The following is a 22975-nucleotide window of genomic DNA, read 5'->3' as shown; positions in this document are numbered from 1 at the left end:
CGGACACGCTTGGGGACGCTAAAGAAATCATCTCGAGAATTTACTTTAACTATCTGACATGAAGAATGTCAGATAAGCCTATGATTTTATTGGCCTTCTATTTTTCGAGTGTTGCAGACACTGTTCTACATACGTCTTCTTGATTTCAACCGCTGGCAGCTGCGAGCGGCTGTTGTAGGTCTGCTCCGTGATGCCCATGGCCGTCATGCGCATCCACGACTTGGCGAACTTGTGGTGCTGAAGTCGCTTGCGTTGGGTATACACGTTGACGCCCGAGAGTTTGGCTTGTTGGGCGCTGCCAGCGATCTGTCCCCCCCAGTTGCACAGCTGACGGTCATGTTCGGTCAGTGCCCGGGCCTGGGCTTGGCTACCGAGCAAGGTGAGGGCGCTGAAAGAGCAGAGTAGAAAAAGCCGCATATAGCCGTCCTAAGCACTTGAAGAGGCAGGATTTTGCCTTGTGCAAGAATGGCGCGGGGCCAGCAAAATGCTGTCAACGGCCTCGGAGGGACGTGTAGCGACGGGCGGTGCCCATGGGGCCTTTAGACCCGATCAAACGCCACGTCGCGCGGCATCTGATCAGGACCGGGTCGATCATCAAGCCATGGCGGCTCGGGCACTGCCTTGGGTTTGTTGCACACGCGCACGGCATGCGTCGCCGAACGCCTCGAACAGGGCGATGGAATTCGGATTGCTAGCCGCCTGCCACTCTGGGTGCCATTGCACTGCGAACAGGAAAGGCGACAGGCTCGGAGCATGGATCGCTTCGACCAGGCCGTCATCGGCGACCGCCAGTGCCTCCAGGCCCTGACCGAGCGTGCGCAGGCCCTGACCATGCAGCGAGTTGACACGGATACGGTCGGTGCCAAGGGCCGTTTGCAACCAGCTGCCCACGGCGATCTGCACGCCATGGGCCGCAGCGTATTGTACGTTCACAGGGTCGTCGGGGTTTTCCCGATGGTCGTTGAAGCCGGGCTCGGCGTAGACCTTCTGGTAAATGTCGCCGCCCAGGGCCACGTTGATTTCCTGCATGCCGCGGCAGATGCCGAAGATCGGCAGGCCGCGTGCCAACGCCAACTGCACCAGAGCGATGTCGAACACATCGCGGTGTTTGTCCTGAGCCTTGCCCGGCGTCAGGTTCTCCTGCCCATAGAGGCCTGGATCGATGTTGCTGCCGGCGCCGGTGAGATACACGCCATCGGCCATGGACAGGTAGGTTTCCAGCTCGTCGATGCCGCAGCAGGTGGGCACCAGCACCGGCACGCAACCGCCGAACTCGACCAGGGGTGTGATGTATTTGTGGGTCATGACCTGATAGTCGTGACCTTTGCGCTCTTGCGTGCCCATGGTCATCAGAACCACGGGTTTGCGCAGGGAAGAAGGGGTATTGCCAATGTTGCTGTTGGACATATGTCACCTTGGGACAGGCGCGGCCCGTCATGATCGTGCAGGGCGCAAGCGGATGGCTCGACGCGCCTGACACCCCGAGCACTGCCGGTTTAGCGGGAAACGCTGTCAACCGGTCGGGGCGTGGCCACAGCTTGCCAGAGCCGTTCGATATGTCAAACGACCTGCCATGCCGCAAGCTGCCGGCATGGCTCGAAAAAACAGGCTTTGGCCATGCCGCAGGCCTTGCCCGGCAAGGCTTGGGCAGTTGGTCGGGTCAACAATACTTGACGGGTGCAGTCCAATCATTGCGCCGCTGCAATGAGTTTACGCGCGTATTGTGAGGCACCTTGAGCTACCCACTCGTGGATCGAGAACCGACGCGCGTCGAGACAAGGCCTCAGGGGTGGCTGACCAGTACCAGGCTCTGGTGCGCATCCGGTCGCTCTTGCAATGCGTACTGCACCGAAAGACTGCTTCCGGCGCCGGCGGCGATGAGGTTCTGCAAGTAGTCGAATGTCGCAGGATCGGTGGTGACGATGGTCACCAGGCTCGATTCGCCATGGCTGGCCAGCTGTTCGCCCAATGACTGCAACTGCCGACCGAGCGCCGGCGAGCGCTGCTCGACCAAGCGCCGCGGCAGCATGATCTGGAGAGCGGCGGAGAGTTCGGAGGGTGGCGGGGCGGGTTCTACTTCAGGCGCCTGGATCGGGGGGCGCTGCGGCAGTGCATCGTCCGTCGACTGACAGCCGGCGAGTAACGCGATGCCTAACAGGCCCGAAACCAAGACCGCAAAGCGAGAAGGCGAAGCCATACCGATGTCACTCCTTGATGTTGCCGCCGTGAATAGGGCAATTCGAAGCGATGCTAGCACGATGCCACGCACGCGCACCGCTTACCTGGCGTCCAACCTGGCTTGGCCAAGCGCTTACGCCCAGTACCGGTCTACACCCCGGGGGTACAGCAGTTCTACTCAGGCTGCTCGACTCGCTTGGGGCAGTGCTGAGTCGAACCGATCCATCGTCGACCTCATCCTGCTGCGCCCAACGGTTGCGCAACGCCCGCTCCATGGCCATGCTGGCTCGTCCCGCCCCCTGGAAGGAGCTCCCCCGTGTCTGTCATCGATTGCGTCTCGAGCGTGCGTATCCCCTTCACCGAACTGGTAGCGCTGTTGCAAGGCATTTTCCAGCGTCATGGCTGTAGCGAGCGGGTGGCAGCCGTACTGGCGCACAACTGCGCCAGCGCCCAGCGCGACGGTGCCCACAGCCATGGCGTGTTCCGCGTGCCGGGGTATGTGTCGACGCTGGCCAGCGGTTGGGTCGACGGCCGGGCCGAACCGCGCGTCAGCGACGTGGCGTCAGGCTTGGTCAGTGTCGATGCCTGCGGCGGTTTCGCCCAGCCTGCGCTGGCATCGGCTCGCGAGCTGCTGCTCGACAAGACGCGCAAGGCCGGGGTGGCCGCATTGGCCATCCACAACTCCCACCATTTCGCTGCCTTGTGGCCCGACGTCGAGCCGTTCGCCGAGCAAGGCCTGATCGCCTTGAGCGTGGTCAACAGCATGACCTGCGTGGTGCCGCATGGCGCGCGCAAGCCGGTCTTCGGCACCAACCCGATCGCCTTCGCTGCGCCCTGCGAAGGTCAAGCACCGATCGTCTTCGATATGGCCACCAGTGCCATGGCCCATGGCGATGTGCAGCTCGCCGCGCGAGCCGGCCAACCCTTGCCGCCGGACGTGGGCGTGGATGCCGCCGGTGAGCCGACCACGGACGCGCAGGCGGTGCTCGAGGGTGGGGCGCTGTTGCCCTTCGGTGGCCACAAAGGCTCGGCATTATCGATGATGGTCGAACTGCTCGCCGCCGCACTCACCGGCGGTCACTTCTCCTGGGAGTTCGACTGGGCCGGCCACCCGGGCGCGAAAACGCCCTGGACCGGGCAGTTGCTTGTGCTCATCGACCCCAGCAAGACCCAGGGTCAGGGATTTGCCCAGCGCAGCCGCGCACTGCTCGAACAGATGCAGGGCGCCGGCTTGAGCCGGCTGCCTGGTGAGCGCCGTCATCGCGAGCGCGCCATCGCAGCGCAAGCGGGCGTGGCGCTGACCGCTGATGAGTTGGCCCACCTGCGCCAGCTCTGACAGACGGCGCTTGCGCGGTTGCAGGCGCGCATTGCGTCACGGTGATGTTCCTTGGCCGACAGGACGGGTATGCTCAGGCAGCTTTTCCCTCCGACCTGAGCCAAGGAGCTGTGCGCTGTGTTCAAACATGTCGATGCCTATGCGGGCGATCCGATCCTCTCACTGATGGAAACCTTCAAGGCCGATCCGCGCGCCGACAAGGTCAATCTGAGCATCGGTCTCTACTACGACGAAGGCGGCGTGGTTCCGCAACTGGAGGCGGTCGCCGAGATGGAGCGGCGTCTGGCCGACCAGCCGCATCAGGCGTCGCTGTACCTGCCGATGGAAGGCCTGGCCGCCTACCGCCAGGCGACCCAGGCGCTGCTGTTCGGTGCCGGGCACCCCGCGTTGCAGGCCGGCCGCGTCGCCACGGTGCAGACCGTGGGTGGTTCGGGCGCGTTGAAAGTGGGCGCAGACTTCCTCAAGCGCTATTTCCCGGATTCGCAAGTGTGGGTCAGCAACCCGACCTGGGACAACCACCGGGCGATCTTCGAAGGCGCGGGCTTCACCGTGAACACCTACCCGTACTTCGACGCGGACACCCGCGGCCTGGACTTCGCCGGCATGCTCGCCACCCTGCAAGGGCTGGCCAAGCACAGCATCGTGCTGCTGCACCCGTGCTGCCATAACCCGACCGGTGTCGACCTCGATCCACAGCAGTGGCAGCAGGTGGTCGACGTGGTCAAGGCGGGCGAGCTGATCGCGTTTCTCGACATCGCTTACCAAGGCTTCGGCGAAGGCCTGGAGCAGGACGCCTTCGCCATCCGCGAAATGGCCCGCGCCGGCGTACCCTGCCTGGTCAGCAATTCGTTCTCGAAGATCTTCTCGCTGTATGGCGAGCGCGTCGGTGGCCTGTCGGTGGTCAGCGACGATACCGACAGCGCCCAGCGCGTGCTCGGCCAGCTCAAGGCCACTGTGCGCCGCAACTATTCGAGCCCACCGTGCCACGGCGCACAACTGGTGGCCGGGGTGCTGAACGATGCCGGGCTGAATGCCGCTTGGATGGCCGAGGTCGAGGCCATGCGCCAACGCATATTGGACATGCGCCAGGGGTTGGTCGATCAACTGGGCGAACTGCTGCCCGGGCAGGACTTCCAGTTCCTGTTGCGCCAGCGCGGCATGTTCAGCTACACCGGTTTCAGCGTGGCCCAGGTGCAGCGCCTGCGCGATGAGTTCGGTGTGTACCTGATCGACAGCGGTCGTGTGTGCATGGCTGGCCTGCGCAAGGACAACCTGCGCCGCGTCGCCGAAGCCTTCGCTGCCGTCCAGCACGGGTGAACCGCCGTAGGGGCGGCCGATCGGTCGCCTCTACCTGTAATGCTCCGGGCTGTTGAAGTTCTCCAGGCGCTGATCGCCCACGTCGCACTCCAGCGCCAGCAACGCACCCCGGGCCAAGGCCCGGTGCAAGCTGCGCTCGCCCTCGTTCCAGCCCTGGCGCAGCATGCCCAGGCTCGAGCGCGGCAACACGCTGAACATCGGCTGCCAGAACCCGCCCTGACGTACCATCGCTGCGCCGTCACCCTCCAGGGCTCGCGCCAGCAGCGCGTCCAGCAAAGCCCGGTCGATTCGCGGCGTATCACAGGCCAGTACCGCCACCCAGGGTTGGCGCGCCACCGCCAATCCCGCCAGCACGCCGGCCAGGGGGCCTGGAAAATCCGCGTGTTCGTCGCTGACCACTCGATCGGCGTAGGCACCGTACGACTCGGCGTTGCGGTTGCAGGACAGGATCAGGTCATCGGTCCAGGGCCGCACCACGCCGTGCAAGTGGGCGATCAAAGGCTCGCCGTGCCAAGGGATCAACCCCTTGTCGCGCCCGCCCATGCGCTGACCACGCCCTCCAGCCAGGATCAACACCGAACAGCGAGAAACATCCGACATGAAAAAGGGCTCCAGGCAATGACGCCCGGAACCCTCCCATGTGGCCTGCGCTATGTCCAGTCAGTTGTGCTCCACGCCCGCTTACGGCGTATCGGTCGCTGCGCGACGGCTGGCCAGGCGCATCACCACCACGAAGAACACCGGTACGAACACCACGGCCAGGGTGGCGCTGAGCATGCCCCCGATCACGCCGGTGCCGATCGCCTGCTGGCTGGCCGAGCTCGCACCCGTGGCGATGGCCAACGGCACCACGCCGAGGATGAACGCCAGCGAGGTCATGACGATGGGCCGCAAGCGCAGGCGCGCGGCCTGCAAGGCGGCGTCGCGGGCGTCCAGGCCTTGATCCACGAGGGCCTTGGCGAACTCGATGATGAGGATGGCGTTCTTCGCCGACAGGCCGATAAGGGTGATCAGGCCCACCTTGAAGAACACGTCGTTGGGCATGCCGCGCAGCATCACCGCCAGCACTGCGCCGAACACACCCAGCGGCACCACCAACAGCACTGCGGTCGGGATCGACCAGCTTTCGTACAGCGCCGCCAGGCACAGGAATACTACCAGCAATGACAGCACCAACAGCAAGGGTGCCTGGCTGCCGGACAAGCGTTCCTGCAACGACAGCCCGGTCCACTCCAGGCCCACTCCCGTGGGCAGCTGATCGACCAGCCGCTGCACCTCGTCCATGGCTTCGCCGGAACTCAAGCCCGCTGCAGGCTCGCCGGAGATCGACACGGCCGGGTAGCCGTTGTAGCGGGTCAACTGCACCGGGCCTGTCACCCAACGGGCGCTGACGAAGGCGGCGAGCGGCACCATCTTGCCGCTGGCATTGCGCACGTGCATGCCCAGCAGGTCTTCGACCTGGCTGCGTTGGTCGCCCTCGGCCTGCACTACCACGCGTTGCATGCGGCCCTGGTTGGGGAAGTCGTTGACGTAGGTGGAGCCCACTGCCGTGTCGAGCACCGCGCTGATGTCGGCGAACGAGACGCCCAAGGCATTGGCCTGACGCCGGTCGATGTCCAGTTGCACCTGTGGGCTCTCGGCCAGCGAGGCTTCGCGCACATTGGTCAGCAGCTTGCTGTCGCCTGCCGCAGCGAGCAGGGCGTCGCGTGCCGCCATCAGCTGCGCATGGCCAAGCCCTGCGCGGTCTTGCAGGCGGAACTGGAAGCCGGTGGATTCGCCCAGCCCGTCGATCGGTGGCGGCAGCACGGAAAAGGCCACCGCATCCTTGATCTGACTGAAGGCCGCGTTGGCGCGATCGGCGATCGACTGCGCGCTGTCGTCACCACCGCGCTCGGACCAGTCCTTGAGCGTGGTGAAGGTCAAGGCGGCGTTCTGTCCGCTGCCGGAGAAGCTGAACCCAAGGATCACCGTGGTATCCGCCACACCCGGTTCTTGCGCGTTGTGCGCCTCGATCTGCGCCGCTACCTGCTCGGTGCGCGCACGGCTGGCGCCCGGCGGCAGCTGGATGTCGGTGATGGTGTAGCCCTGGTCCTCGGTCGGCAGGAAGTCGCTGGGCAACTGGCTGAAGCCGTAGGCCAGCGCGCCCACCAGCGCCGCATACACCAGCAGGTAGCGCCCGGAGCGCGCCAGGGCATGCCCGACCCAGCCCTCATAGCTTTCGGTCATGCGCGCGAAGCGCCGGTTGAACCAGCCGAAGAATCCACGCTTTTCGTGATGCTCGCCTTTGCCCAGCGGTTTCAACAGGGTGGCGCACAAGGCTGGCGTCAGGCTCAGGGCCAAGAAGGCCGAAAACAGGATCGATACGGCCATCGACACCGAGAACTGCTGGTAGATGACCCCCACCGAGCCGCTCATGAAGGCCATGGGCAGGAACACCGCCACCAGCACCAGGGTGATGCCGACGATCGCGCCACTGATCTGGCCCATGGCCTTGCGCGTCGCGTCACGCGGCGACAAGCCTTCCTCGGCCATGATGCGTTCGACGTTCTCCACCACCACGATGGCATCGTCGACCAGGATGCCGATGGCCAGCACCATGCCGAACAGGGTCAGCACATTGATGGAAAAGCCCAGGCCCAGCATCACGGCGAAGGTGCCTGCCAGCGCCACCGGCACCACCAGCGTGGGGATGAGCGTGTAGCGCACGTTCTGCAGGAACAGGAACATCACCGCGAACACCAGCAGCATGGCCTCGAACAGCGTGGTGATCACCTGCTTGATCGACACCTTGACGAAGGGCGAGGTGTCGTAGGGGATGTCGTACTGGGTGCCCTCGGGGAAGAACCTGGCCAGCTCCTCCATCTTGTTGCGCACCAGGGTCGCAGTCTCCATCGCGTTGGCGCCCGGCGACAGTTGCACGGCAAAAGCAGTGGAGGGCTTGCCGTTCAGACGCGTACCGAACTGGTACTCCTGCGCACCGACTTCCACCCGTGCCACGTCGCCGATGGTCACCACCGAACCATCGGGGTTAGCCCGCAGCACCACCGCGGCAAACGCTTCGGGCGTGCTCAGTTGGCCGTTGACCACAACATTGGCGGTGATCTCCTGGGTCTTGCGCCCCGGCAGGTCGCCGATGCTGCCAGGGGCCACCTGCGCGTTCTGCGCGGCGATGGCCTCGGTCACATCGACCGGGGTGAGGTTGTAGCCCACGAGCTTGCGCGGGTCGATCCAGATGCGCATGGCCCGCTCCGAGCCGTACAGCTGCGCCTTGCCGACGCCCTTGAGGCGGCGGATCTCGTTCATCACGTTGCGCGCCAGGATGTCGCTCAGGGCCGTTTCGTCAAGGCTGCCGTCCACCGAGGTGAGCGTGCCGAGCAACAGAAAGCCGGTGGACACCTTTTCCACTTGCAGACCCTGCTGAGTCACGGCACGCGGCAAGCGCGACTCGACCACCTTCAGGCGGTTCTGCACGTCGACCTGGGCAAGGTCCGGCAGGGTGCCGGGCTCGAACGTGGCGGTGATGGTCGCGCTGCCCAGGCTGCTCTGCGATTCGAAATACAGCAGGTTGTCGGCGCCGTTGAGCTCCTGCTCGATCAGGCTCACCACGGTCTCGTCGATAGTGGTGGCCGAAGCACCGGGGTAGACGGCGTAGATTTCGATCTGCGGCGGCGCGACGTTGGGGTACTGCGCCACCGGCAACCTGGGAATGGCCAACGCCCCGGCGAGCAGAATGAAGAGCGCCACGACCCAGGCGAAGATGGGCCGGTCGATGAAAAACTGCGGCATGTGTCAGCGCCTCACTGGTCGTTGTGCTTGGCGAGGTCCGGCGCCGTATCGGCAGCCTCGACCTGCACCGGGTCGCCTGGCTTGACGTGTTGCAGCCCTTCGACCACCACGCGTTCGCCGGCCTCGAGGCCGGCGGTGACGATCCAGCGGTCGTCCTGCACCGTGCCCAGGGTGATCGACCGTTCGCTGACGCGCGACTGGTCGTCGACCACCATCACTTTGGGCTGACCCGCGGTGTCGCGACTGATGGCGCGCTGCGGCACGCTCAAGCCCTGGGGCTGCACCGCTTGCTCCAGGCGCACGCGCACATAGCTGCCGGGCAGCAGGTCGAGGTCGGGGTTGGGGAATTCGCTGCGCAGGGTGATCTGGTTGGTGCTGGCATCGACGCTGATGTCGGAGAACAGCAGCTTGCCGGGGCGCGGGTAGGGCTGGTCATCGTCCTGAATCAGGGTGACTTCGGCCTGGTCCTGGCCCACCTGCTGCAACTGGCCGGCACGCAGGGCGCGGCGCAGGGCGTTGATCTCGCGGGTCGACTGGGTGACGTCGGCATGGATCGGATCCAGCTGCTGGATGGTCGCCAGCGGCGTGGTTTCGCCCTGGCCGACCAACGCCCCCTCGGTGACCAACGCACGGCCGATGCGTCCGGAAATCGGCGCGGTGACCGTGGCGTAGCCCAGGTTCAGCCGCGCCCGTTCCAGCGCGGCCTTGGCCTCGGCCACGGCGGCTTGGGCCTGCAGGTCGGCGGCGCGGGCGTTGTCGGCTTCCTGACGGCTGATGGCGTTTTCATCCACCAACTGGCGGTAGCGTTGGTCTTGCAGACGCGTTTGATAGCGCGTGGCTTCGGCGCGCGCCAGGGCGGCACGGGCGCTGTCCTGGTCGGCCTTGAGCGGCGCCGGGTCGATCAGGAACAGCACGTCGCCTCGCTTCACGTCGCTGCCTTCGCGGTACACGCGTTTGAGCACCACGCCCGCGACCCGGGCGCGCACCTCGGCCACCCGTGGCGCCAGCAGGCGGCCACTGAGTTCGGTGCTGATGGCCAGCGCACGCGGTTCAAGGGTTTCGACGCGCACCTTGGGCGTCGGGGCTGGTTGTTCCTGGTCGGCGGCATCGTTGCAGCCGGCCAGTGCCAGGCCCAGCAGGGCGAGCAGCGCGAGGCGCCGCGGAAGCAGGGGGCGTGAAATGGACATGCGGACTTTCCCGAGATTGACCTGCCGTATGCTACGGCAAGCCTTGCTGTCCAGCTGTGAAGCTCTGTAGGACGAGTGTGAAAAACTGTGAAGAAGCGGCCTTTACTTGCGTAGGATTCTTTATCCTGCGCCGAACTGCCCTCGCCGACGAACCTCATATGCCGAATATTCTCCTGGTCGAAGACGACAGCGCGCTGTCCGAGCTGATCGCCAGTTACCTGCGCCGCAACGATTTTCATGTGCACGTCATCGCTCGGGGCGATCAGGTGCTCGAAGCGGTGCACCGCGAGCGTCCGGATCTGGTCGTACTCGACCTGATGCTGCCCGGTCTGGACGGTCTGCAGGTGTGTCGGCGCCTGCGCCAGGAGACGCAAAGCCTGCCGATCCTGATGCTGACCGCCCGCGACGACAGCCACGACCAGGTGCTGGGCCTGGAAATGGGCGCCGACGATTACGTCAACAAGCCCTGCGAGCCGCGGGTGCTGCTGGCGCGCATCCGCACCTTGCTGCGCCGCAGCAGCGTCAACGAACCGCGCCTGGACCACGACCTGATCCAGATCGGCGGGCTCTCCATCGACCTCGCCGAACGCAGGGTCGGCTGGCGTGGCGAGGAAGTGGAGTTGTCCAGCGGCGAATACAACCTGCTGGTGGTGCTGGCGCGCAATGCCGGCGAAGTGCTCAGCCGCGACCGCATCCTGCAGCAACTGCGTGGCATCGAGTTCAATGGCACCGACCGCTCGGTGGACGTGGCCATCTCCAAGCTGCGGCGCAAGTTCGACGACAGCGCAGGCGAGGCGCGCAAGATCAAGACCGTATGGGGCAAGGGCTACCTGTTCAGCCGCAGCGAATGGGAGTTCTGAGTCGCCATGCTCAAGCTGCTGATTCGCCTGTACCTGTTGATCATCGTGGCTTACGCCAGCGCGATCCTGCTCATTCCCGACACCATCGTCAGCGTCTTCAACAGCCGTTACACCGCCTACAACCTGGAAATGGCCAAGGGCGTGCAATCGCTCCTGGTACAGCAGTTCCGTCAGGCGCCCAAGGCGCAGTGGCCGGCCGTGGCGGCAGACCTCGACGCGCGTTTCGCCCCGTTGCAGGTCAGCCTGCTGACGCTGGAAGACACCAAGCCGTCGAACGAGGAGCGTCAGCGTCTCAGCCAGGGCTTGAACGTGGTACGCCTGGGCGACTGGGGCTTTTACGACACGGCCCTGGCGCCCATCGACGACATCTGGGTGGTGCGCCTCTACACGCCGCCCGACCCGCTGGACATCAACCTGTTGTCGTGGGGCGTGACGGTCCTGATCGGCGCGGCCTTGCTCGGCTGCATCCTGATCTGGGCCTGGCCGCACTGGCGCGACCTGGAACGGCTCAAGGACACCGCGCGGCGCCTGGGCCACGGGCAGCTCGGCGAGCGTACGCACATCTCGGCGCATTCCAACATCGGGGAATTGGCCGGGGTGTTCGACACCATGGCCGGCGACCTGGAGCGCCACCTGAACCAGCAGCGCGAGCTGCTCAACGCGGTTTCGCACGAGTTGCGCACGCCCCTGACGCGCCTGGACTTCGGCCTGGTGTTGCTCTACGACGAGGTGCCCGCCGCCAGCCGCAAGCGTTTGATGGAACTGGTCGGGCACGTGCGCGAACTGGACGAGCTGGTGCTCGAACTGCTGTCCTACAGCCGCCTGGAAAATGCCGAGCAGGTCCGCGAACAGGTCGAGGTGTCGCTGGCCGAGCTGCTCGACAGCGTACTCGGGGGGTTCGCCGAGGAACTCGACAGCCGCGGCATCGCTTGGGAAGTATGCGCCGACGAGCCCCTGCCGCGATTCGTGCTCGACCCACGGCTAACCGCTCGCGCCATACAGAATCTGGTGCGCAACGCCATGCGCTACTGCGACGCACGCCTGCTGCTGCGCCTGCACCTGGAGGCCGAGGGCGGCTGCATGCTGACGGTGGAGGACGACGGCATCGGCATTCCGCCCGAGCAACGCGAGCGCATCTTCCAACCGTTCTACCGCCTGGACCGCAGCCGCGACCGCAGCACCGGCGGTTTCGGTCTGGGCCTGGCGATCAGTCGACGCGCCATCGAAGGACAGGGCGGCAGCCTGACGGTCGAGCCGTCACCGCTGGGTGGGGCACGCTTCGTGATCAGGCTGCCTGGGGCGTGAATCGAGGCGCTGCCTCGAATGCCTGCCGATGCCAAGACCTTGCGCCTGACGGCTCGGGCTTAGCTGGAATGTGCCAGCGCGCTGTCCTGCAGGTCGTCCACCGGCAGCGCTTCGTCGGGCAAGGCGGTGATCACACTGAAGTCGCTGATTTCCACTTCGCCGCCGCCGTAGCCCAGCAGGTGGAAGGAAAATGCCTTGCGCAAGGTGGGGTTGTCGAAGTCGAACTGCATGTCCAACGGTTGCTCGGCCGTGACCTGCATTTCTTGCGGAAAGCCGAGTTGCACGTCCTGTTCGTACTCTTTGGCCTTGAGCTGGAGGTAGGCGGTGTGCGCCGGGTCCAGCATGCGCACTTTCAGGTGGACGCGGGTACGGCTGCCCTCGGGCATTTCCAGATATTGGGCGCCGATCAGGTTGTCGGCCCAGTCGTCGCGTATCTGCGGTTGCAGGGCAATGGCGCTGGGGCCGCCGAACTGATAGCGCAGGTTCAGCGGCGTGTTCAGCAGCGACTGGTCCAACGCCTCGGCCAGCCCCGCGATCTGCGGGCCGCGACTGTCGTCGGCCTGGCCCAGGTAGGTCGCGCGGTCGGCGATGAAGCCACGACTGGCATAGCGTCGGCAGCGTTGTTGGAAATCGCATTCGGTGAAGGTGTCATGGCCGTCGTGGTAACGCAGCATGCCGTTGGTGAACGAGATCATCTCGCGGCCAGTGTCGTAGCTGCGAAACAACGACCGTCCGCCGAGCGAGGCCGGGATGGGCAGGGCGAAATAGTCGAGCAGCGAGGCGGTCAGGTCGACATGGCCGAAGGTGCCCGCCTTGATGCGCGGCAACTGCGCCTGCTCCGGCGCCAAGGTCAGATTGAAGCCCCACGACGACGCCAGGCGCACGCCATCGATGCCGTGGGACTCGTCGGACGTGATCACCACCAGCGTGTCCTTGAGCACACCTTGACGCTCCAGGGCATCGATAAACCGGCCCAGGGCGTCGTCCAGATGGGCCACGGCAGCGTGTTTGGGCGAACCATAGCGCTCCAGGTAGGCGTCCGGCGCAGCGTAGGGTTGATGGGTGCCGACGGTGAGCAGGGTCAGCATCCAGGGTTGCGGCCGGTCGCGTAATTGCCCGATGTAGTCCAGCGCACCCTCGAAGAATGCGCGGTCGTCCTTGCCCCAGGGAAATTCGAGGTAGTTGTCGTTGGCGAACCACTCCTGGCCGTGCACAGCATCGAAACCGATGTGCGGCATGATGCGGTCCTTGGCCATGAAACGCAGCCCGGCCGCTTGCAGGTAGTGGGTGGCGAACCCTGCCTCGCGCAGCTGCGCCGGCAGGCAATCGCGGTTGCGCGCCTGCTGGGTCAACAGTTCGACGCCCTTGGGCGTGCCGTCGGCCAGCTTGTCGTAATCGCCGCAGAGCATGGCGTACAGGCCGCGAATGGTCTGGTGGCTGTGCAACACATAGTCGGGGGTGTTCATACCGCGCTCGGCCCAGCGGCTGAGGTTGGGCATCAGGTCCTGGTCGAAGCGGCTGTGCAGCGCTTCACGATTGGCCCTCAGGTAGGCCCCGGGAATGCCCTCGAGGGTGATCAGCAGCAGATTGCGCGCCTGGCCCGGCCCCTCGAACAGACGCTCCCCGATCAGATCGCTCTGCGTCAGCCCGGCTGTAGGCAGTGCCGGCGCCAGCGTATCGGTACCCAGCCAGTGGCTCACCTCGCGTTGCACCTGGCCGGTGCCCGCGGCCAGCAACTGGTGGCCGAGGTTGTATTGCCGCCAGGGTTCGGCCTCGGACGGCCACAGATGCTGGCCGGCCCAGTGCACGCCAAGCATTCCCAAGGGCAGCGCCCACAAGGCCCGTGGCAGGGGGCGCTCGCTGGCACCCTTGGCGCGCCAGCGGCTCAGCAGCCAGGCAAGCACGCCTGCGCCCAGCAGCAGCGGCAACCAGCCGTGGGCGAGGGCGCCACCGGTGGAGTTCTCCAGAAATTGCCTGTCGAACAGATAGCTCAAATCGGCGCTGGTCGGCAGCCGCCCGACGGCGCTGACCAGCTCGGCCGCAGCCACCAGCAACACGGCCCACGCCAGTAGCAAGGGCAAGGCCACCCACCAGACCCGGCGCTGCACGAGCAGCAACAAGGCGCCACCGATGGCCAGGTCCGACAGATAACCGGCCGGGTTCGACCAGCCCAGCAATGCGCGGCTGGCCAGCGGAATCAACAGCACCAGGGCGATCAGGGTGAGGGTGCGGGCGCCGTAACGCAGCGGCGTGCCGGTGGAGTGGCTCACGAGAAAAAGTCCTTGTTGTCATCGGGTGGTCACGAATGTGTGGGTGATGATAACAGGGCACCGTTGTGGGCGAGCCCAAAACGGCTGAATGCGTCCCGCAGGCGGGCCGCACCTCATCAGTGTTTCAGCGCCGAAACACCCGCTCGTTCATGCCAAGCGGTCCAGCAACTGCGCCACCGCCTCGATCGCCGCCTGCCGACGTGGCTCCCAAGCGCCATCAAGGATGTGCACCGGACGCCGGTGCAGGGTCAACCAGTGCAGGCTGTCGTCGAAAAACCGTTGGCGCTCGCTCAGGACCGGCTGACAGCGCATGCCATCGCCCACCCACTCCACGCCCTCGGGCCGCAGCAACAGGTGCAGGTCGTATCGACGGGCCAGCAATGCCTGTTCCAGCCAGGCCGGGCAATCGTCGAACAACGTGCGGCTCCAGAGGATGTTGCTGAGCAGGTGGGTATCGAGAATCAGCAGATCGGGCGCTTGGGCACGGGCCTGGTCTTCCCAGGCCAGTTGCCCCTCGGCGATGGCGGGAATGTCGGCGTAGCACGTGTCGCGCTGCTCGCGTTCGATGAAATGACGCACGTACTCACCGACCACCACGCCGCCGAACACCCGCTGCAGTTCGCCGCTCAGCCAGCTCTTGCCGCTCGATTCCGGGCCGCACAGCACCACTACTTTCATGCCGGCACCAATGCAGGGTCGCGGCGCCACTCGAGGTACCCGCGCACGGCGATCAGTGTGAACAGGGCATACAGGCCGGCGGTGAGGTACAAGCCCTTGTACAGGAACAGGCCGACGAAGATCACGTCGAGCACCACCCACAGCGTCCAGCATTGCAGGCGCTTTTGCGCCATCCACAACTGCGCCACCAGGCTGAAGGCGGTCAGGGCGGCGTCGAGCCAGGGCTGGGCGGCGTCGGTCCAGTGCGCCATGGCCGCGCCCAAGCCCAGGCTGGCGAGCAGGCCTATGGCCAGACCGGCACCCACCGCCGGCAGCGCCAGGCGCGTCACGTGACGGGCCTCGGCGGGGCGGCCTGGACGGGTCCACTGCCACCAGCCGTAGAGCTGCAGCACGGCATAGATCAGTTGCAGGAGCATGTCCGAATACAGCTTCACCTCGTAGAAGATCCAGCTGTAGAGCACCACCATGACCAGCCCGATGGGCCAGCACCAGGGGTTCTGTTTGACCGTGAGCCAGACGGCGACGACGCCGAGCGCGGCAGCGAACAGTTCTAGGCCGGACATCGGCATTCCTGTAACGGGAAGAGGGGCGGCGATTGTAACCCGGCGTACATACAATGCTACCGTCCAGGCGCCAGACCCTGCTTTGTGCCTATACCGTAGGAATTGGATGAAACCTTTGTGACGCTGAACTTTTCTGCTGGTATTGGTCCCAAGGGTCGCTGTAAAAAGGCGCGTTTCTCCGCGCTTGCACCGTTATCACGCAGACAGGGACGCGTCATGCCACCTTCATGTGTCCGTGCCTTCGTGCCGGCCGACAACGACCACTCTCGCACCGACTGAGGTATGGATGGATTTTTGGAATGCCGCTCAGGCAATCATTCTGGGCATCGTCGAAGGACTCACCGAGTTCCTGCCGATCTCCAGCACTGGTCACCAGATCATCGTGGCCGATCTGATCGACTTCCGCGGCGATCGGGCCATGGCGTTCAACATCATCATCCAGCTCGGCGCGATCCTCGCCGTGGTCTGGGAGTTTCGCCGCAAGATTCTCGAGGTGGTCGTGGGCCTGCCCACCCACGCCCCCGCCAGGCGTTTCACCCTCAACCTGTTGATCGCCTTCATGCCGGCGGTGGCGCTTGGGGTGATTTTCGCCGACACGATCCATGAGTACCTGTTCAACCCCATCACCGTAGCCGCGGCCTTGGTCATAGGCGGCATGATCATGCTCTGGGCCGAACGGCGCGAACATTCCATCGAGGTCGAGCACGTCGATCAGATGTGCTGGCACCATGCCTTGAAGATCGGCTTCGTGCAGTGCCTGGCCATGATCCCCGGCACCTCGCGCTCCGGCTCGACCATCATCGGCGGCCTGCTGTTCGGCTTGTCGCGCAAGGCGGCGACCGAGTTTTCGTTCTTCCTGGCGATGCCGACCATGGTCGGCGCGGCGGTGTACTCGGGCTACAAATACCGAGACCTGTTCCAGCCGAGCGATCTGCCGGTGTTCGCCATCGGATTCGTGGTGTCGTTCATGTTCGCCATGATCGCGGTGCGGGCGCTGCTCAAGTTCATCGCCAACCACAGCTACGCCGTGTTCGCCTGGTACCGCATCGTCTTCGGCCTGTTGATCCTGGCCACTTGGCAGTTCGGTTGGGTCGACTGGTCGACGGCGAGCGCCTGAGATGGCGAATCAAGAACGCCCGCGGCCGACCCAGGCCGCTAACCGGCACATAACGGCGGCCAGCGAACGGTCTAACCGCTCCTCAGCCGAAAGGGCCGCGCCACGACGCCGGCAGGCGCCCGAACCTACCCCGGGTGTGCGCCATCCATGGATCAAACTGCTCGTTTTCGTCATGCTCTGTGGGCTGCCGGGTATGGGGCTGGCGCATTTGGCCGCCACGACCGGTACATGGGCCTGGCTGGCGCCATGGGTGCTGGGCGCTTACCTGGCGACCAGCCTCGCGACCCTGGCGCTGTATGGGTATGACAAACGCCAGGCACGCCTGCAAGGTCAGCGCATCCCCGAGCGTTGCCTGCACCTGTTCGAGCTGTGTGGAGGCTGGCCCGGCGCGCTTTTGGCGCAGCAACTGTGGCGGCACAAGACGCGCAAGCTGACGTATCAGGCCGTGTTCTGGCTGATCGTGGCGGTTCATCAAGGGCTGTGGCTGGTGCCTGTGCTCAATGCCCGGCTGAGCGTCTGATCACGTCCGTCTGACCGGCCGATCGCTGGCAATCACACATGACGCTCCCCGCAGGTTTCGAACGACGCCGCCAGGTGATCGATCCAGGCGCGTACCGCCGGCAGGAGACCGCGTCGATGTGGATAGACCGCTTGTAACCAGGCCAGCGGCAACGACCATCCAGGCAACAGACGCACCAGCTCGCCACGCGCCAGTTCTTCCTCGCAGGCAAGGCTGGGCAGCGCGGTGAAGCCCAGCCCCGCGCGCACCGCCGCATTGCGCATGACGAAGTCGTCCACGGCCAGACGTGGTTCCAGGGCCAGTTCATACCCACGGCCATCCTGGTGCAGCAAGCGCAGGTGCACCAATCGGTCGGCTTCCACCGCGCCCAGTATGGGCAGGCTGGCCAACTGCGCCGGCTCGCTCAAGCCCGAGGCGAAGCCCGATGCGGCCACCAGTTGCATCTGCGCCGGAGCCAGGCGGCGAGTGACCAGTGACGGGTCTTCGTCGCCCGGTTCGCGGACGCGCAAGGCCACGTCGATGCCTTCGGCGATCAGGTCGACGCGGCGGTTGACCAGGACCATGTCCAATTGCACCTGCGGGTACTGCGCCAGAAAGCCACGCACGATATCCGGCAGGAAGGCATGACCCAGCGCCACCGGGCACGACACCCGCAACCGCCCGCATGGCTCGCTGCTCATGCTGGCCACCACTTCTTCGGCCGCTTCGGCCTCCAGCAGCATCGCCTGGCAATGCTGCAAATAGCGCTCGCCAACCGCCGTCAACTTGAGCTGGCGCGTGGTGCGTTGCAACAGTCGGGTGCCCAGCCGCTGCTCCAGTTCTGCGATACGCCGGGACAGGCGCGATTTGGGGATGCCCAGGCGCCGGCCGGCTTCGGCGAAGCTGCCGGCGGCTACCACCTCGGCGAAATAGAACAGATCGTTGAGGTCTCGTGGAGGTGAGCACAGGCGGGCTGGGATCATGGCGCTGGCCGATTGCTGAAAGAGGTGATCATAACGAGTACGTGGTGAGCACGAATAGAGTGCCCTTTACCGCGCGGGGGACGATGTTCACCCCAAGCAGATGGTCAGGGGAAGCTGCTTGGGCATACCAGTCATGCTTCTTGGCTATTGCGCCAGTAGCGAATGGGCCTAATACGGTGCCTGGGTATAGCTATTTTCTACACCATTCGTATTAATCACTTGAATATACGTTTCGCCAGGGAAGGGTCATGCATCATGATCGACTACAAACAGCTCGAAAAAAAACGTACGGCCCGCCAAGCCTCGCTCGCCCGTGCTACACGGCCTGCTCTACCTTCGATGGACTACGATGAAAACTTCGCAACGGACGGCAAACTGATGCTGCCCTTCGAGAATCGTACGGGTTGGGCCAGCTGCATCATCCCCAGTTTCGTGCACCCGGCTACTTTCATCGTGGGGTTCTATGAAACCCTCAAGATCATATCGCCTCAGCCTGCTTACCTCGCACGCCTGGTCAGGTTGAGACCTAACGGCGAAGTGGACCCCGGGTTCGCCAATGGCAAAGGGTTCATCGATGCGAATTTCGCTCAGGAAGGTATTTCGGTCATCAGCGGCATCCATGAAACTGCGGATGGATTTTATGTCTGGGGCAACACGGTCTCGCTGTCGGACAACTCATTGGTCACGCGGTACTTTCTCTCCAAACTCAAAGCGGACGGTCAGCCCGACTTGGACTTTGGCGAGCGTGGGTCACTGGACATCAACACGCTGGGGCTTGAGTACCCGGTTCAACTGATGCCCGACCAAGCCTGCATCTTCTCGGCCGATGGCGGCATCTATGTGGGCGTCGCTGCCAGCGACGCCAGTGTTGCGCTGCTCCTCAAACTGGACAGCGCTGGCAAATTGGACCCCCGGTTTCAAAACGGAGGCGTGGCGCCTATCACCAACGATGGGAAGGGTGTCTACCCACAGGGTCTAGCCGGGACTGGTCAGGATGGACTGTTCGTGTTTGGCATGACCGTGTCCGATACGGAGATTGCAGGTGTCGTCATCAAATATGACAGGGCCGGCGACAAATGCAGCCAATTCGGCAACGCCGGCGTTAGTGAAGTGTGGGTCGAAGGGTATTACTCCAACATTGCCGGCCTGAGCGTGCTGGATGACACGCGGCTGCTGTTGGTAGGGAATGCAGACACCTTGAGGGAGGGCGCTTTGGTCACGGAAAGTTTGGCCACCCTCCTGAACGGCGATGGACAACCCGATAGGCAATTCAACGCGGGTGAGCCTGTGTTCAGTCGATTCGATCCCATTTCGGACTTCGACAAATGGGACGTGGGGCTGCCACAACTTCCCCGGTTGGCAAATATGCTGATAGTGGGCTCCGGGGGCAGTCAGGGAAGCACTGGTCCTGTTGTGGGGCGGTACAACGAAGATGGCAGCCCTGACACATCTTTTGCCAACGGATACGCATTCGCCACGGTGGACGATGCCAGTTTCTCTCCCAATGGACGATTGATCTGCACTCATCCTGCACCAGGCCAGATATTTGTTGCAGGCAGTGTGAGTGGCCGTCCGGCCATCTTGGCGCTGAAAGTCTGAACGATGCTGGGGCTTATAGCCGTCGGCGCTTGATCGAAAGCGATTGGCGCGCCATAGGGCGATGGCCAACCTGCGAATGATCGTTCTACTGGTGGGACGATCAAGCGTATTTTTACCTACTTATTACACATTGTTACCTCCTGTAGGATGGCCAGCATTCATAGCAGCTTGCCACTTGCTTGCCCTACAGGAGAGTTCCATGAAACTGTTGCACATCGACTCGAGCATCCTCGGTGAACATTCCGCCTCGCGCCAATTGACCCAGCAGGTCGTGCAGGCCTGGCAAGCGGCCGACCCCAGTGTCGAGATCACCTACCGCGACCTGGCTGCCGATGCCATCAGCCACTTCTCGGCCGCCACCTTGCTTGCCGCCGGCACTGCCGAGCAAGCGCGCGACGCCGCGCAAGCCTTCGAAGCTCAGCTCAGCGCGCAGACCCTGGCCGAGTTTCTCGCTGCCGATGCCGTGGTGATCGGTGCGCCGATGTACAACTTCAGCGTACCGACCCAGCTCAAGGCCTGGATCGACCGTATCGCCGTCGCCGGGCAGACCTTCCGCTATACCGAATCCGGCCCTGAAGGGTTGTGCGGCGGCAAGCGCGTAGTGCTGGTGTCCACCGCCGGCGGTCTGCACGAAGGGCAGGCGAGCGGCGTGGGTCACGAGGATTTCCTCAAAGTCTTCTTCGGCTTCATCGGTATCACCGACTTGCAGATCGTACGCGCCCAGGGCCTGGCCTACGGGCCTGAGCAACGCGATACAGCGATGGCCGCGGCCAAGGCGCAGATCGCCGATGGGCTGTTCGCCGCCTGATCGACATGCATGTGCACAAGCCGGCTGGCGCTTCCTGCGTCGGCCGGTTTTTTTTCATCGAAATTTCATCTGGATGTGCTGCGCCAAGCTCTAGCCTCTGCGTTATTCAGTCAACGCCGAACGCCTCTGTACCCAATCGGGATAGATGCCCAGGACATCGTTCTGACCTTACTGCAACCCTGCATGGGAATCGCGACATGGGCTCGCTGCGCCTGGCAATCGTCATGGTCCTGAACGCGCTGATCCTGCCCGCTCAGGCGAGCGCGTCGAGCGCCGGCCTGCAAACGCTGAATTTGGTCGATCCGGTGGACGGCCTGCCGATGCAGGCACTGGCGTTCTATCCGTCCTCAGGGGCGCCTGCCTCGACCTTGCTCGAAGGCTATCGGGTCGAGGCCGCCGAGCGACAGCCGTTGGCGATCGGGCGTTTTCCGTTGCTGGTGATGTCGCCTGGCAACAGCGGCAGCCCCCTGGCCCTGCACGATCTGGCCACGGCCCTGGCGCGGCGAGGTTTCGTGGTGGTGGCGGTGGAGCATCCGGGCGACAACGGCCGCGACCACAGCCGTCTGGGTGCGACGAGCAACCTGTATGGCCGACCGTTGCAGGTCAGCGCTGCGATCACTGCGGCGCGTAGCGATCGCCACTTGGGCGCCGCCCTCGACCACGGCAAAGTAGGCGTCATCGGCTACTCGGCAGGCGGCGAAACCGCACTGATCCTGGCGGGCGCCGAGCCGGACCCGGCCCGCTTGCGACAGCACTGCGCGCAATATCCCGACGACGCCGACGCTTGCCAGCACCAGGGCGTGATGCGCGTGGACCATGCGCAGCTGCGGCCACAGGCCGACCCACGGGTCGGCGCGGTGATGTTGATGGCGCCGCTGAGCCTGCTGTTCGGGCGCCAGTCCCTGGCTCGAGTGCAGGTACCGGCCTTGATCTACAGCGGCGACCAGGATCGGTTGCTCATGCTCGAACGCAATGCCGAAGCCTTGGCGCGCAAACTGCCGCAGCCGCCCGACTACCAGCTGCTGCAAGGCGCGGGGCACTTCGTTTTCATGGCGCCGTGCGATCCGCAGCAGGCGCAGCGCATGAAGGTCTTGTGTGAAGACGCCGAAGGCGTGGACAGGCAACGCATCCATCGCGCGTTGCAACGCGAGGCGGCGAGGTTTTTCAGGAAGGCTTTGCAGAGCGACGAACAGCGGGTGCAGCGCTGACTCGATGTGGTTGGCGCCTCAGGCCACCGACCGGCCCTTGCGAGCCAGGCAGGTGGCGGACCAGGCGGGTGGTCAACCGCCGGACTGATCTTCCGGCGGTACCTGGCCTTCGGGCCACTCGGGGGCGGGTGGGGCGTCCTGGTCCGAGGTGGTGTCGTTACGGTTGGGATCGGTATTGGGGTTGTCGTGTTTGGGTTCGCCTGGAATGTGCAGGTCGTTGTCGATGTAGGGGTCGGCGTCGCGTGGATCGGCCATGGCCAGTCTCCTGTAGGTTTTGCATTGACGACAAAACCTTAGGTCCGCAGGCGGACCTGGGTGTTCAGTCTTTCGACGCCAGCAAGACGGGCGGCGCTGCGATGGCCAACTCGCCGAAGCGCTGCGCGGCGTCGATATAGCGCAGGGCCGATTTGGCATCCTTCCACCCCACATAGCTCATCAGCGACTTCAGCTCCCAACCATTGGCCGTAGCCCAGGTGGCGAAGCCACGCCGCAGCGAGTGCCCGGTATACAGAGCCGCAGGCACCTGCGCACGTTCGAGCATGCGCCGCAGCAGCCCGATCAGGCTGTTGCTGTTGAGGGGCGCATCGCCCAGGTTGCCCCAGCGGTCGAGCTTGCGAAACACTGGGCCGTGGGCCAGGCCTGCGACTTCGATCCATTGCAGATAGGCGTTGACCGGGCACAACGCCTTGAGCGCCGGGGTGCGGTGCTGTACGCCGTGGGCCTCGCGGTCGCCCTTGCTGCGCGGCAGATACAGGCTGATGCCGACACCGGCCTGGGCCTGGATGTGTTCGACCTGCAGCCGTGCCAGTTCGTCGCCGCGAAAACCGCGCCAGAAGCCCAGCAGCAGCAAGGCGCCGTCACGACGGGCGCGCAGCAGGCTGGGCAGGTCATGCTCGGCGAGCGCCTGCGCCGCCTCGCGCTCGAAACAGTCGATGGCGCTCTGCAGGTGTTGCAGCAACAACGGCGCGGCCTGGCGCGGCGGCGCCGGATGCAGGGTGCGGATACCGCGCAGCACCTGGCGCACCAGTGGGGCCTTGGTCGGATCTGGAAAACCCTGGCTGACATGCCATTGGCTGAGCGCCGCCAGGCGCTGGCGCAAGGTGCTGACCGCATGCACGTCGGCATGCTCGGCCAGGTAACGGGCGATGCTGTCGGCAGTCGCCGGCAGAAAGCCGCCCCAGTGCACCTCGAAATGCTCCACGGCCGCCTGATAGCTGCGCCGGGTGTTGTCGCGAGTGGCAGCGCGAACGTAGCGCTCGATGTCGGTCATGGTGGCGGCTT

General features: G+C 64.6%; 21 protein-coding genes. 9 read left to right on the top strand and 12 right to left on the bottom strand.

Going from position 1 to position 22975, the window contains the following annotated elements; translation table 11 throughout:
- Positions 1-78: 78 nt before the first annotated feature.
- From AA0Z93_RS19225 to AA0Z93_RS19215, 3 genes are all read right to left on the bottom strand, one after another.
- A complete protein-coding gene (locus AA0Z93_RS19225) occupies positions 79-417 on the bottom strand; it encodes a hypothetical protein (protein WP_413047391.1) in 339 nt (112 codons plus the stop codon).
- A gap of 177 nt (positions 418-594) precedes the next feature.
- On the bottom strand, positions 595-1407 hold the full coding sequence (locus tag AA0Z93_RS19220) for a gamma-glutamyl-gamma-aminobutyrate hydrolase family protein (protein WP_413047392.1): 813 nt from the start codon (positions 1405-1407) through the stop codon (positions 595-597).
- A 376-nt stretch (positions 1408-1783) separates the two neighbouring features.
- The gene (locus AA0Z93_RS19215; RefSeq protein WP_413047393.1) at positions 1784-2197 is read right to left on the bottom strand and encodes a hypothetical protein; all 414 of its coding nucleotides are present in this window, start codon (positions 2195-2197) and stop codon (positions 1784-1786) included.
- Between the two features lie 324 nt (positions 2198-2521).
- Between AA0Z93_RS19215 and AA0Z93_RS19210 the strand changes: the two genes are divergently transcribed.
- Positions 2522-3514, top strand: a complete 993-nt coding sequence (locus AA0Z93_RS19210; RefSeq protein ID WP_413048401.1) for an Ldh family oxidoreductase — start codon at positions 2522-2524, stop codon at positions 3512-3514.
- Between the two features lie 117 nt (positions 3515-3631).
- On the top strand, positions 3632-4831 hold the full coding sequence (locus AA0Z93_RS19205; RefSeq protein ID WP_413047394.1) for an aromatic amino acid transaminase: 1200 nt from the start codon (positions 3632-3634) through the stop codon (positions 4829-4831).
- Positions 4832-4861: 30 nt separating this feature from the next.
- Here AA0Z93_RS19205 and mobA read toward each other — a convergent pair whose 3' ends face one another.
- From mobA to AA0Z93_RS19190, 3 genes are all read right to left on the bottom strand, one after another.
- Positions 4862-5431, bottom strand: a complete 570-nt coding sequence (gene mobA / locus AA0Z93_RS19200; protein ID WP_413047395.1) for a molybdenum cofactor guanylyltransferase MobA — start codon at positions 5429-5431, stop codon at positions 4862-4864.
- 81 nt (positions 5432-5512) lie between these two features.
- Positions 5513-8617 carry a multidrug efflux RND transporter permease subunit gene (locus AA0Z93_RS19195; protein WP_413047396.1) on the bottom strand — a complete coding sequence of 1035 codons (3105 nt, stop codon included), beginning with the start codon at positions 8615-8617 and terminating at the stop codon, positions 5513-5515.
- Between the two features lie 11 nt (positions 8618-8628).
- The gene (locus tag AA0Z93_RS19190; protein ID WP_413047397.1) at positions 8629-9804 is read right to left on the bottom strand and encodes an efflux RND transporter periplasmic adaptor subunit; all 1176 of its coding nucleotides are present in this window, start codon (positions 9802-9804) and stop codon (positions 8629-8631) included.
- 158 nt (positions 9805-9962) lie between these two features.
- On the opposite strand from AA0Z93_RS19190, the gene AA0Z93_RS19185 reads away from it, so the two are divergent.
- Together AA0Z93_RS19185 and AA0Z93_RS19180 are read left to right on the top strand one after the other, a co-directional pair.
- Positions 9963-10664, top strand: a complete 702-nt coding sequence (locus tag AA0Z93_RS19185; RefSeq protein ID WP_413047398.1) for a response regulator — start codon at positions 9963-9965, stop codon at positions 10662-10664.
- A 6-nt stretch (positions 10665-10670) separates the two neighbouring features.
- Entirely contained in the window at positions 10671-11969 is a 1299-nt protein-coding gene (locus AA0Z93_RS19180) for an ATP-binding protein (RefSeq protein WP_413047399.1), read from the top strand.
- 59 nt (positions 11970-12028) lie between these two features.
- On the opposite strand, the gene AA0Z93_RS19175 is transcribed toward AA0Z93_RS19180, so the two are convergent.
- The 3 genes from AA0Z93_RS19175 to pnuC all read right to left on the bottom strand — a co-directional run bounded on the left by AA0Z93_RS19175 (position 12029) and on the right by pnuC (position 15480).
- On the bottom strand, positions 12029-14239 hold the full coding sequence (locus AA0Z93_RS19175) for an LTA synthase family protein (protein ID WP_413047400.1): 2211 nt from the start codon (positions 14237-14239) through the stop codon (positions 12029-12031).
- Between the two features lie 147 nt (positions 14240-14386).
- Positions 14387-14917 (bottom strand): AAA family ATPase, encoded by a 531-nt coding sequence (locus tag AA0Z93_RS19170; RefSeq protein WP_413047401.1) that lies wholly within the window; start codon positions 14915-14917, stop codon positions 14387-14389.
- Entirely contained in the window at positions 14914-15480 is a 567-nt protein-coding gene (gene pnuC, locus AA0Z93_RS19165; protein ID WP_413047402.1) for a nicotinamide riboside transporter PnuC, read from the bottom strand. Before pnuC ends, AA0Z93_RS19170 begins: the two co-directional genes overlap by 4 nt.
- Before the next feature lie 286 nt (positions 15481-15766).
- On the opposite strand from pnuC, the gene AA0Z93_RS19160 reads away from it, so the two are divergent.
- Positions 15767-16597, top strand: coding sequence for an undecaprenyl-diphosphate phosphatase (locus AA0Z93_RS19160; protein ID WP_413047403.1), 831 nt, complete (start codon positions 15767-15769; stop codon positions 16595-16597).
- A 172-nt stretch (positions 16598-16769) separates the two neighbouring features.
- The gene (locus tag AA0Z93_RS19155; protein ID WP_413047404.1) at positions 16770-17117 is read left to right on the top strand and encodes a DUF1294 domain-containing protein; all 348 of its coding nucleotides are present in this window, start codon (positions 16770-16772) and stop codon (positions 17115-17117) included.
- 32 nt (positions 17118-17149) lie between these two features.
- Here the strand turns inward: AA0Z93_RS19155 and AA0Z93_RS19150 are convergent, their stop codons facing one another.
- Positions 17150-18079, bottom strand: coding sequence for a LysR substrate-binding domain-containing protein (locus AA0Z93_RS19150; protein WP_413047405.1), 930 nt, complete (start codon positions 18077-18079; stop codon positions 17150-17152).
- 255 nt (positions 18080-18334) lie between these two features.
- Here AA0Z93_RS19150 and AA0Z93_RS19145 point away from each other — a divergent pair, with 255 nt between their 5' ends.
- The 3 genes from AA0Z93_RS19145 to AA0Z93_RS19135 all read left to right on the top strand — a co-directional run bounded on the left by AA0Z93_RS19145 (position 18335) and on the right by AA0Z93_RS19135 (position 21694).
- On the top strand, positions 18335-19678 hold the full coding sequence (locus tag AA0Z93_RS19145) for a hypothetical protein (RefSeq protein ID WP_413047406.1): 1344 nt from the start codon (positions 18335-18337) through the stop codon (positions 19676-19678).
- Between the two features lie 199 nt (positions 19679-19877).
- Positions 19878-20486: an FMN-dependent NADH-azoreductase gene (locus AA0Z93_RS19140; RefSeq protein ID WP_413047407.1), complete on the top strand. Its 609-nt coding sequence runs from the start codon at positions 19878-19880 to the stop codon at positions 20484-20486.
- Positions 20487-20683: 197 nt separating this feature from the next.
- The gene (locus AA0Z93_RS19135; RefSeq protein WP_413047408.1) at positions 20684-21694 is read left to right on the top strand and encodes an alpha/beta hydrolase family protein; all 1011 of its coding nucleotides are present in this window, start codon (positions 20684-20686) and stop codon (positions 21692-21694) included.
- A gap of 72 nt (positions 21695-21766) precedes the next feature.
- On the opposite strand, the gene AA0Z93_RS19130 is transcribed toward AA0Z93_RS19135, so the two are convergent.
- Together AA0Z93_RS19130 and AA0Z93_RS19125 are read right to left on the bottom strand one after the other, a co-directional pair.
- Complete coding sequence (locus tag AA0Z93_RS19130; RefSeq protein WP_413047409.1) at positions 21767-21949, bottom strand: hypothetical protein; 183 nt, start codon at positions 21947-21949, stop codon at positions 21767-21769.
- Positions 21950-22013: 64 nt separating this feature from the next.
- Entirely contained in the window at positions 22014-22964 is a 951-nt protein-coding gene (locus AA0Z93_RS19125; RefSeq protein ID WP_313739265.1) for a site-specific integrase, read from the bottom strand.
- Positions 22965-22975: the final 11 nt, after the last annotated feature.

Origin of the sequence: Pseudomonas phoenicis (genome assembly GCF_047302395.1) — a bacterium.
In the GTDB taxonomy this organism is placed as follows: domain Bacteria; phylum Pseudomonadota; class Gammaproteobacteria; order Pseudomonadales; family Pseudomonadaceae; genus Aquipseudomonas.
Note: the sequence above shows the minus strand (reverse complement) of the source record. Positions and strands in the feature narration are given on the sequence as shown.

Bases quoted from the DNA above. Each gene is read 5' to 3' on its own strand.
- AA0Z93_RS19145 (WP_413047406.1), top strand. From the start codon at position 18,335: ATGATCGACTACAAACAGCTCGAAAAAAAACGTACGGCCCGCCAAGCC.
- AA0Z93_RS19160 (WP_413047403.1), top strand. From the start codon at position 15,767: ATGGATTTTTGGAATGCCGCTCAGGCAATCATTCTGGGCATCGTCGAA.
- AA0Z93_RS19180 (WP_413047399.1), top strand. From the start codon at position 10,671: ATGCTCAAGCTGCTGATTCGCCTGTACCTGTTGATCATCGTGGCTTAC.
- pnuC (WP_413047402.1), bottom strand. From the start codon at position 15,480: ATGTCCGGCCTAGAACTGTTCGCTGCCGCGCTCGGCGTCGTCGCCGTC.
- AA0Z93_RS19125 (WP_313739265.1), bottom strand. From the start codon at position 22,964: ATGACCGACATCGAGCGCTACGTTCGCGCTGCCACTCGCGACAACACC.
- AA0Z93_RS19135 (WP_413047408.1), top strand. From the start codon at position 20,684: ATGGGCTCGCTGCGCCTGGCAATCGTCATGGTCCTGAACGCGCTGATC.
- AA0Z93_RS19155 (WP_413047404.1), top strand. From the start codon at position 16,770: ATGCTCTGTGGGCTGCCGGGTATGGGGCTGGCGCATTTGGCCGCCACG.
- AA0Z93_RS19225 (WP_413047391.1), bottom strand. From the start codon at position 417: ATGCGGCTTTTTCTACTCTGCTCTTTCAGCGCCCTCACCTTGCTCGGT.
- AA0Z93_RS19190 (WP_413047397.1), bottom strand. From the start codon at position 9,804: ATGTCCATTTCACGCCCCCTGCTTCCGCGGCGCCTCGCGCTGCTCGCC.
- AA0Z93_RS19140 (WP_413047407.1), top strand. From the start codon at position 19,878: ATGAAACTGTTGCACATCGACTCGAGCATCCTCGGTGAACATTCCGCC.
- AA0Z93_RS19185 (WP_413047398.1), top strand. From the start codon at position 9,963: ATGCCGAATATTCTCCTGGTCGAAGACGACAGCGCGCTGTCCGAGCTG.
- AA0Z93_RS19150 (WP_413047405.1), bottom strand. From the start codon at position 18,079: ATGATCCCAGCCCGCCTGTGCTCACCTCCACGAGACCTCAACGATCTG.
- AA0Z93_RS19170 (WP_413047401.1), bottom strand. From the start codon at position 14,917: ATGAAAGTAGTGGTGCTGTGCGGCCCGGAATCGAGCGGCAAGAGCTGG.
- AA0Z93_RS19215 (WP_413047393.1), bottom strand. From the start codon at position 2,197: ATGGCTTCGCCTTCTCGCTTTGCGGTCTTGGTTTCGGGCCTGTTAGGC.
- AA0Z93_RS19195 (WP_413047396.1), bottom strand. From the start codon at position 8,617: ATGCCGCAGTTTTTCATCGACCGGCCCATCTTCGCCTGGGTCGTGGCG.
- mobA (WP_413047395.1), bottom strand. From the start codon at position 5,431: ATGTCGGATGTTTCTCGCTGTTCGGTGTTGATCCTGGCTGGAGGGCGT.
- AA0Z93_RS19220 (WP_413047392.1), bottom strand. From the start codon at position 1,407: ATGTCCAACAGCAACATTGGCAATACCCCTTCTTCCCTGCGCAAACCC.
- AA0Z93_RS19130 (WP_413047409.1), bottom strand. From the start codon at position 21,949: ATGGCCGATCCACGCGACGCCGACCCCTACATCGACAACGACCTGCAC.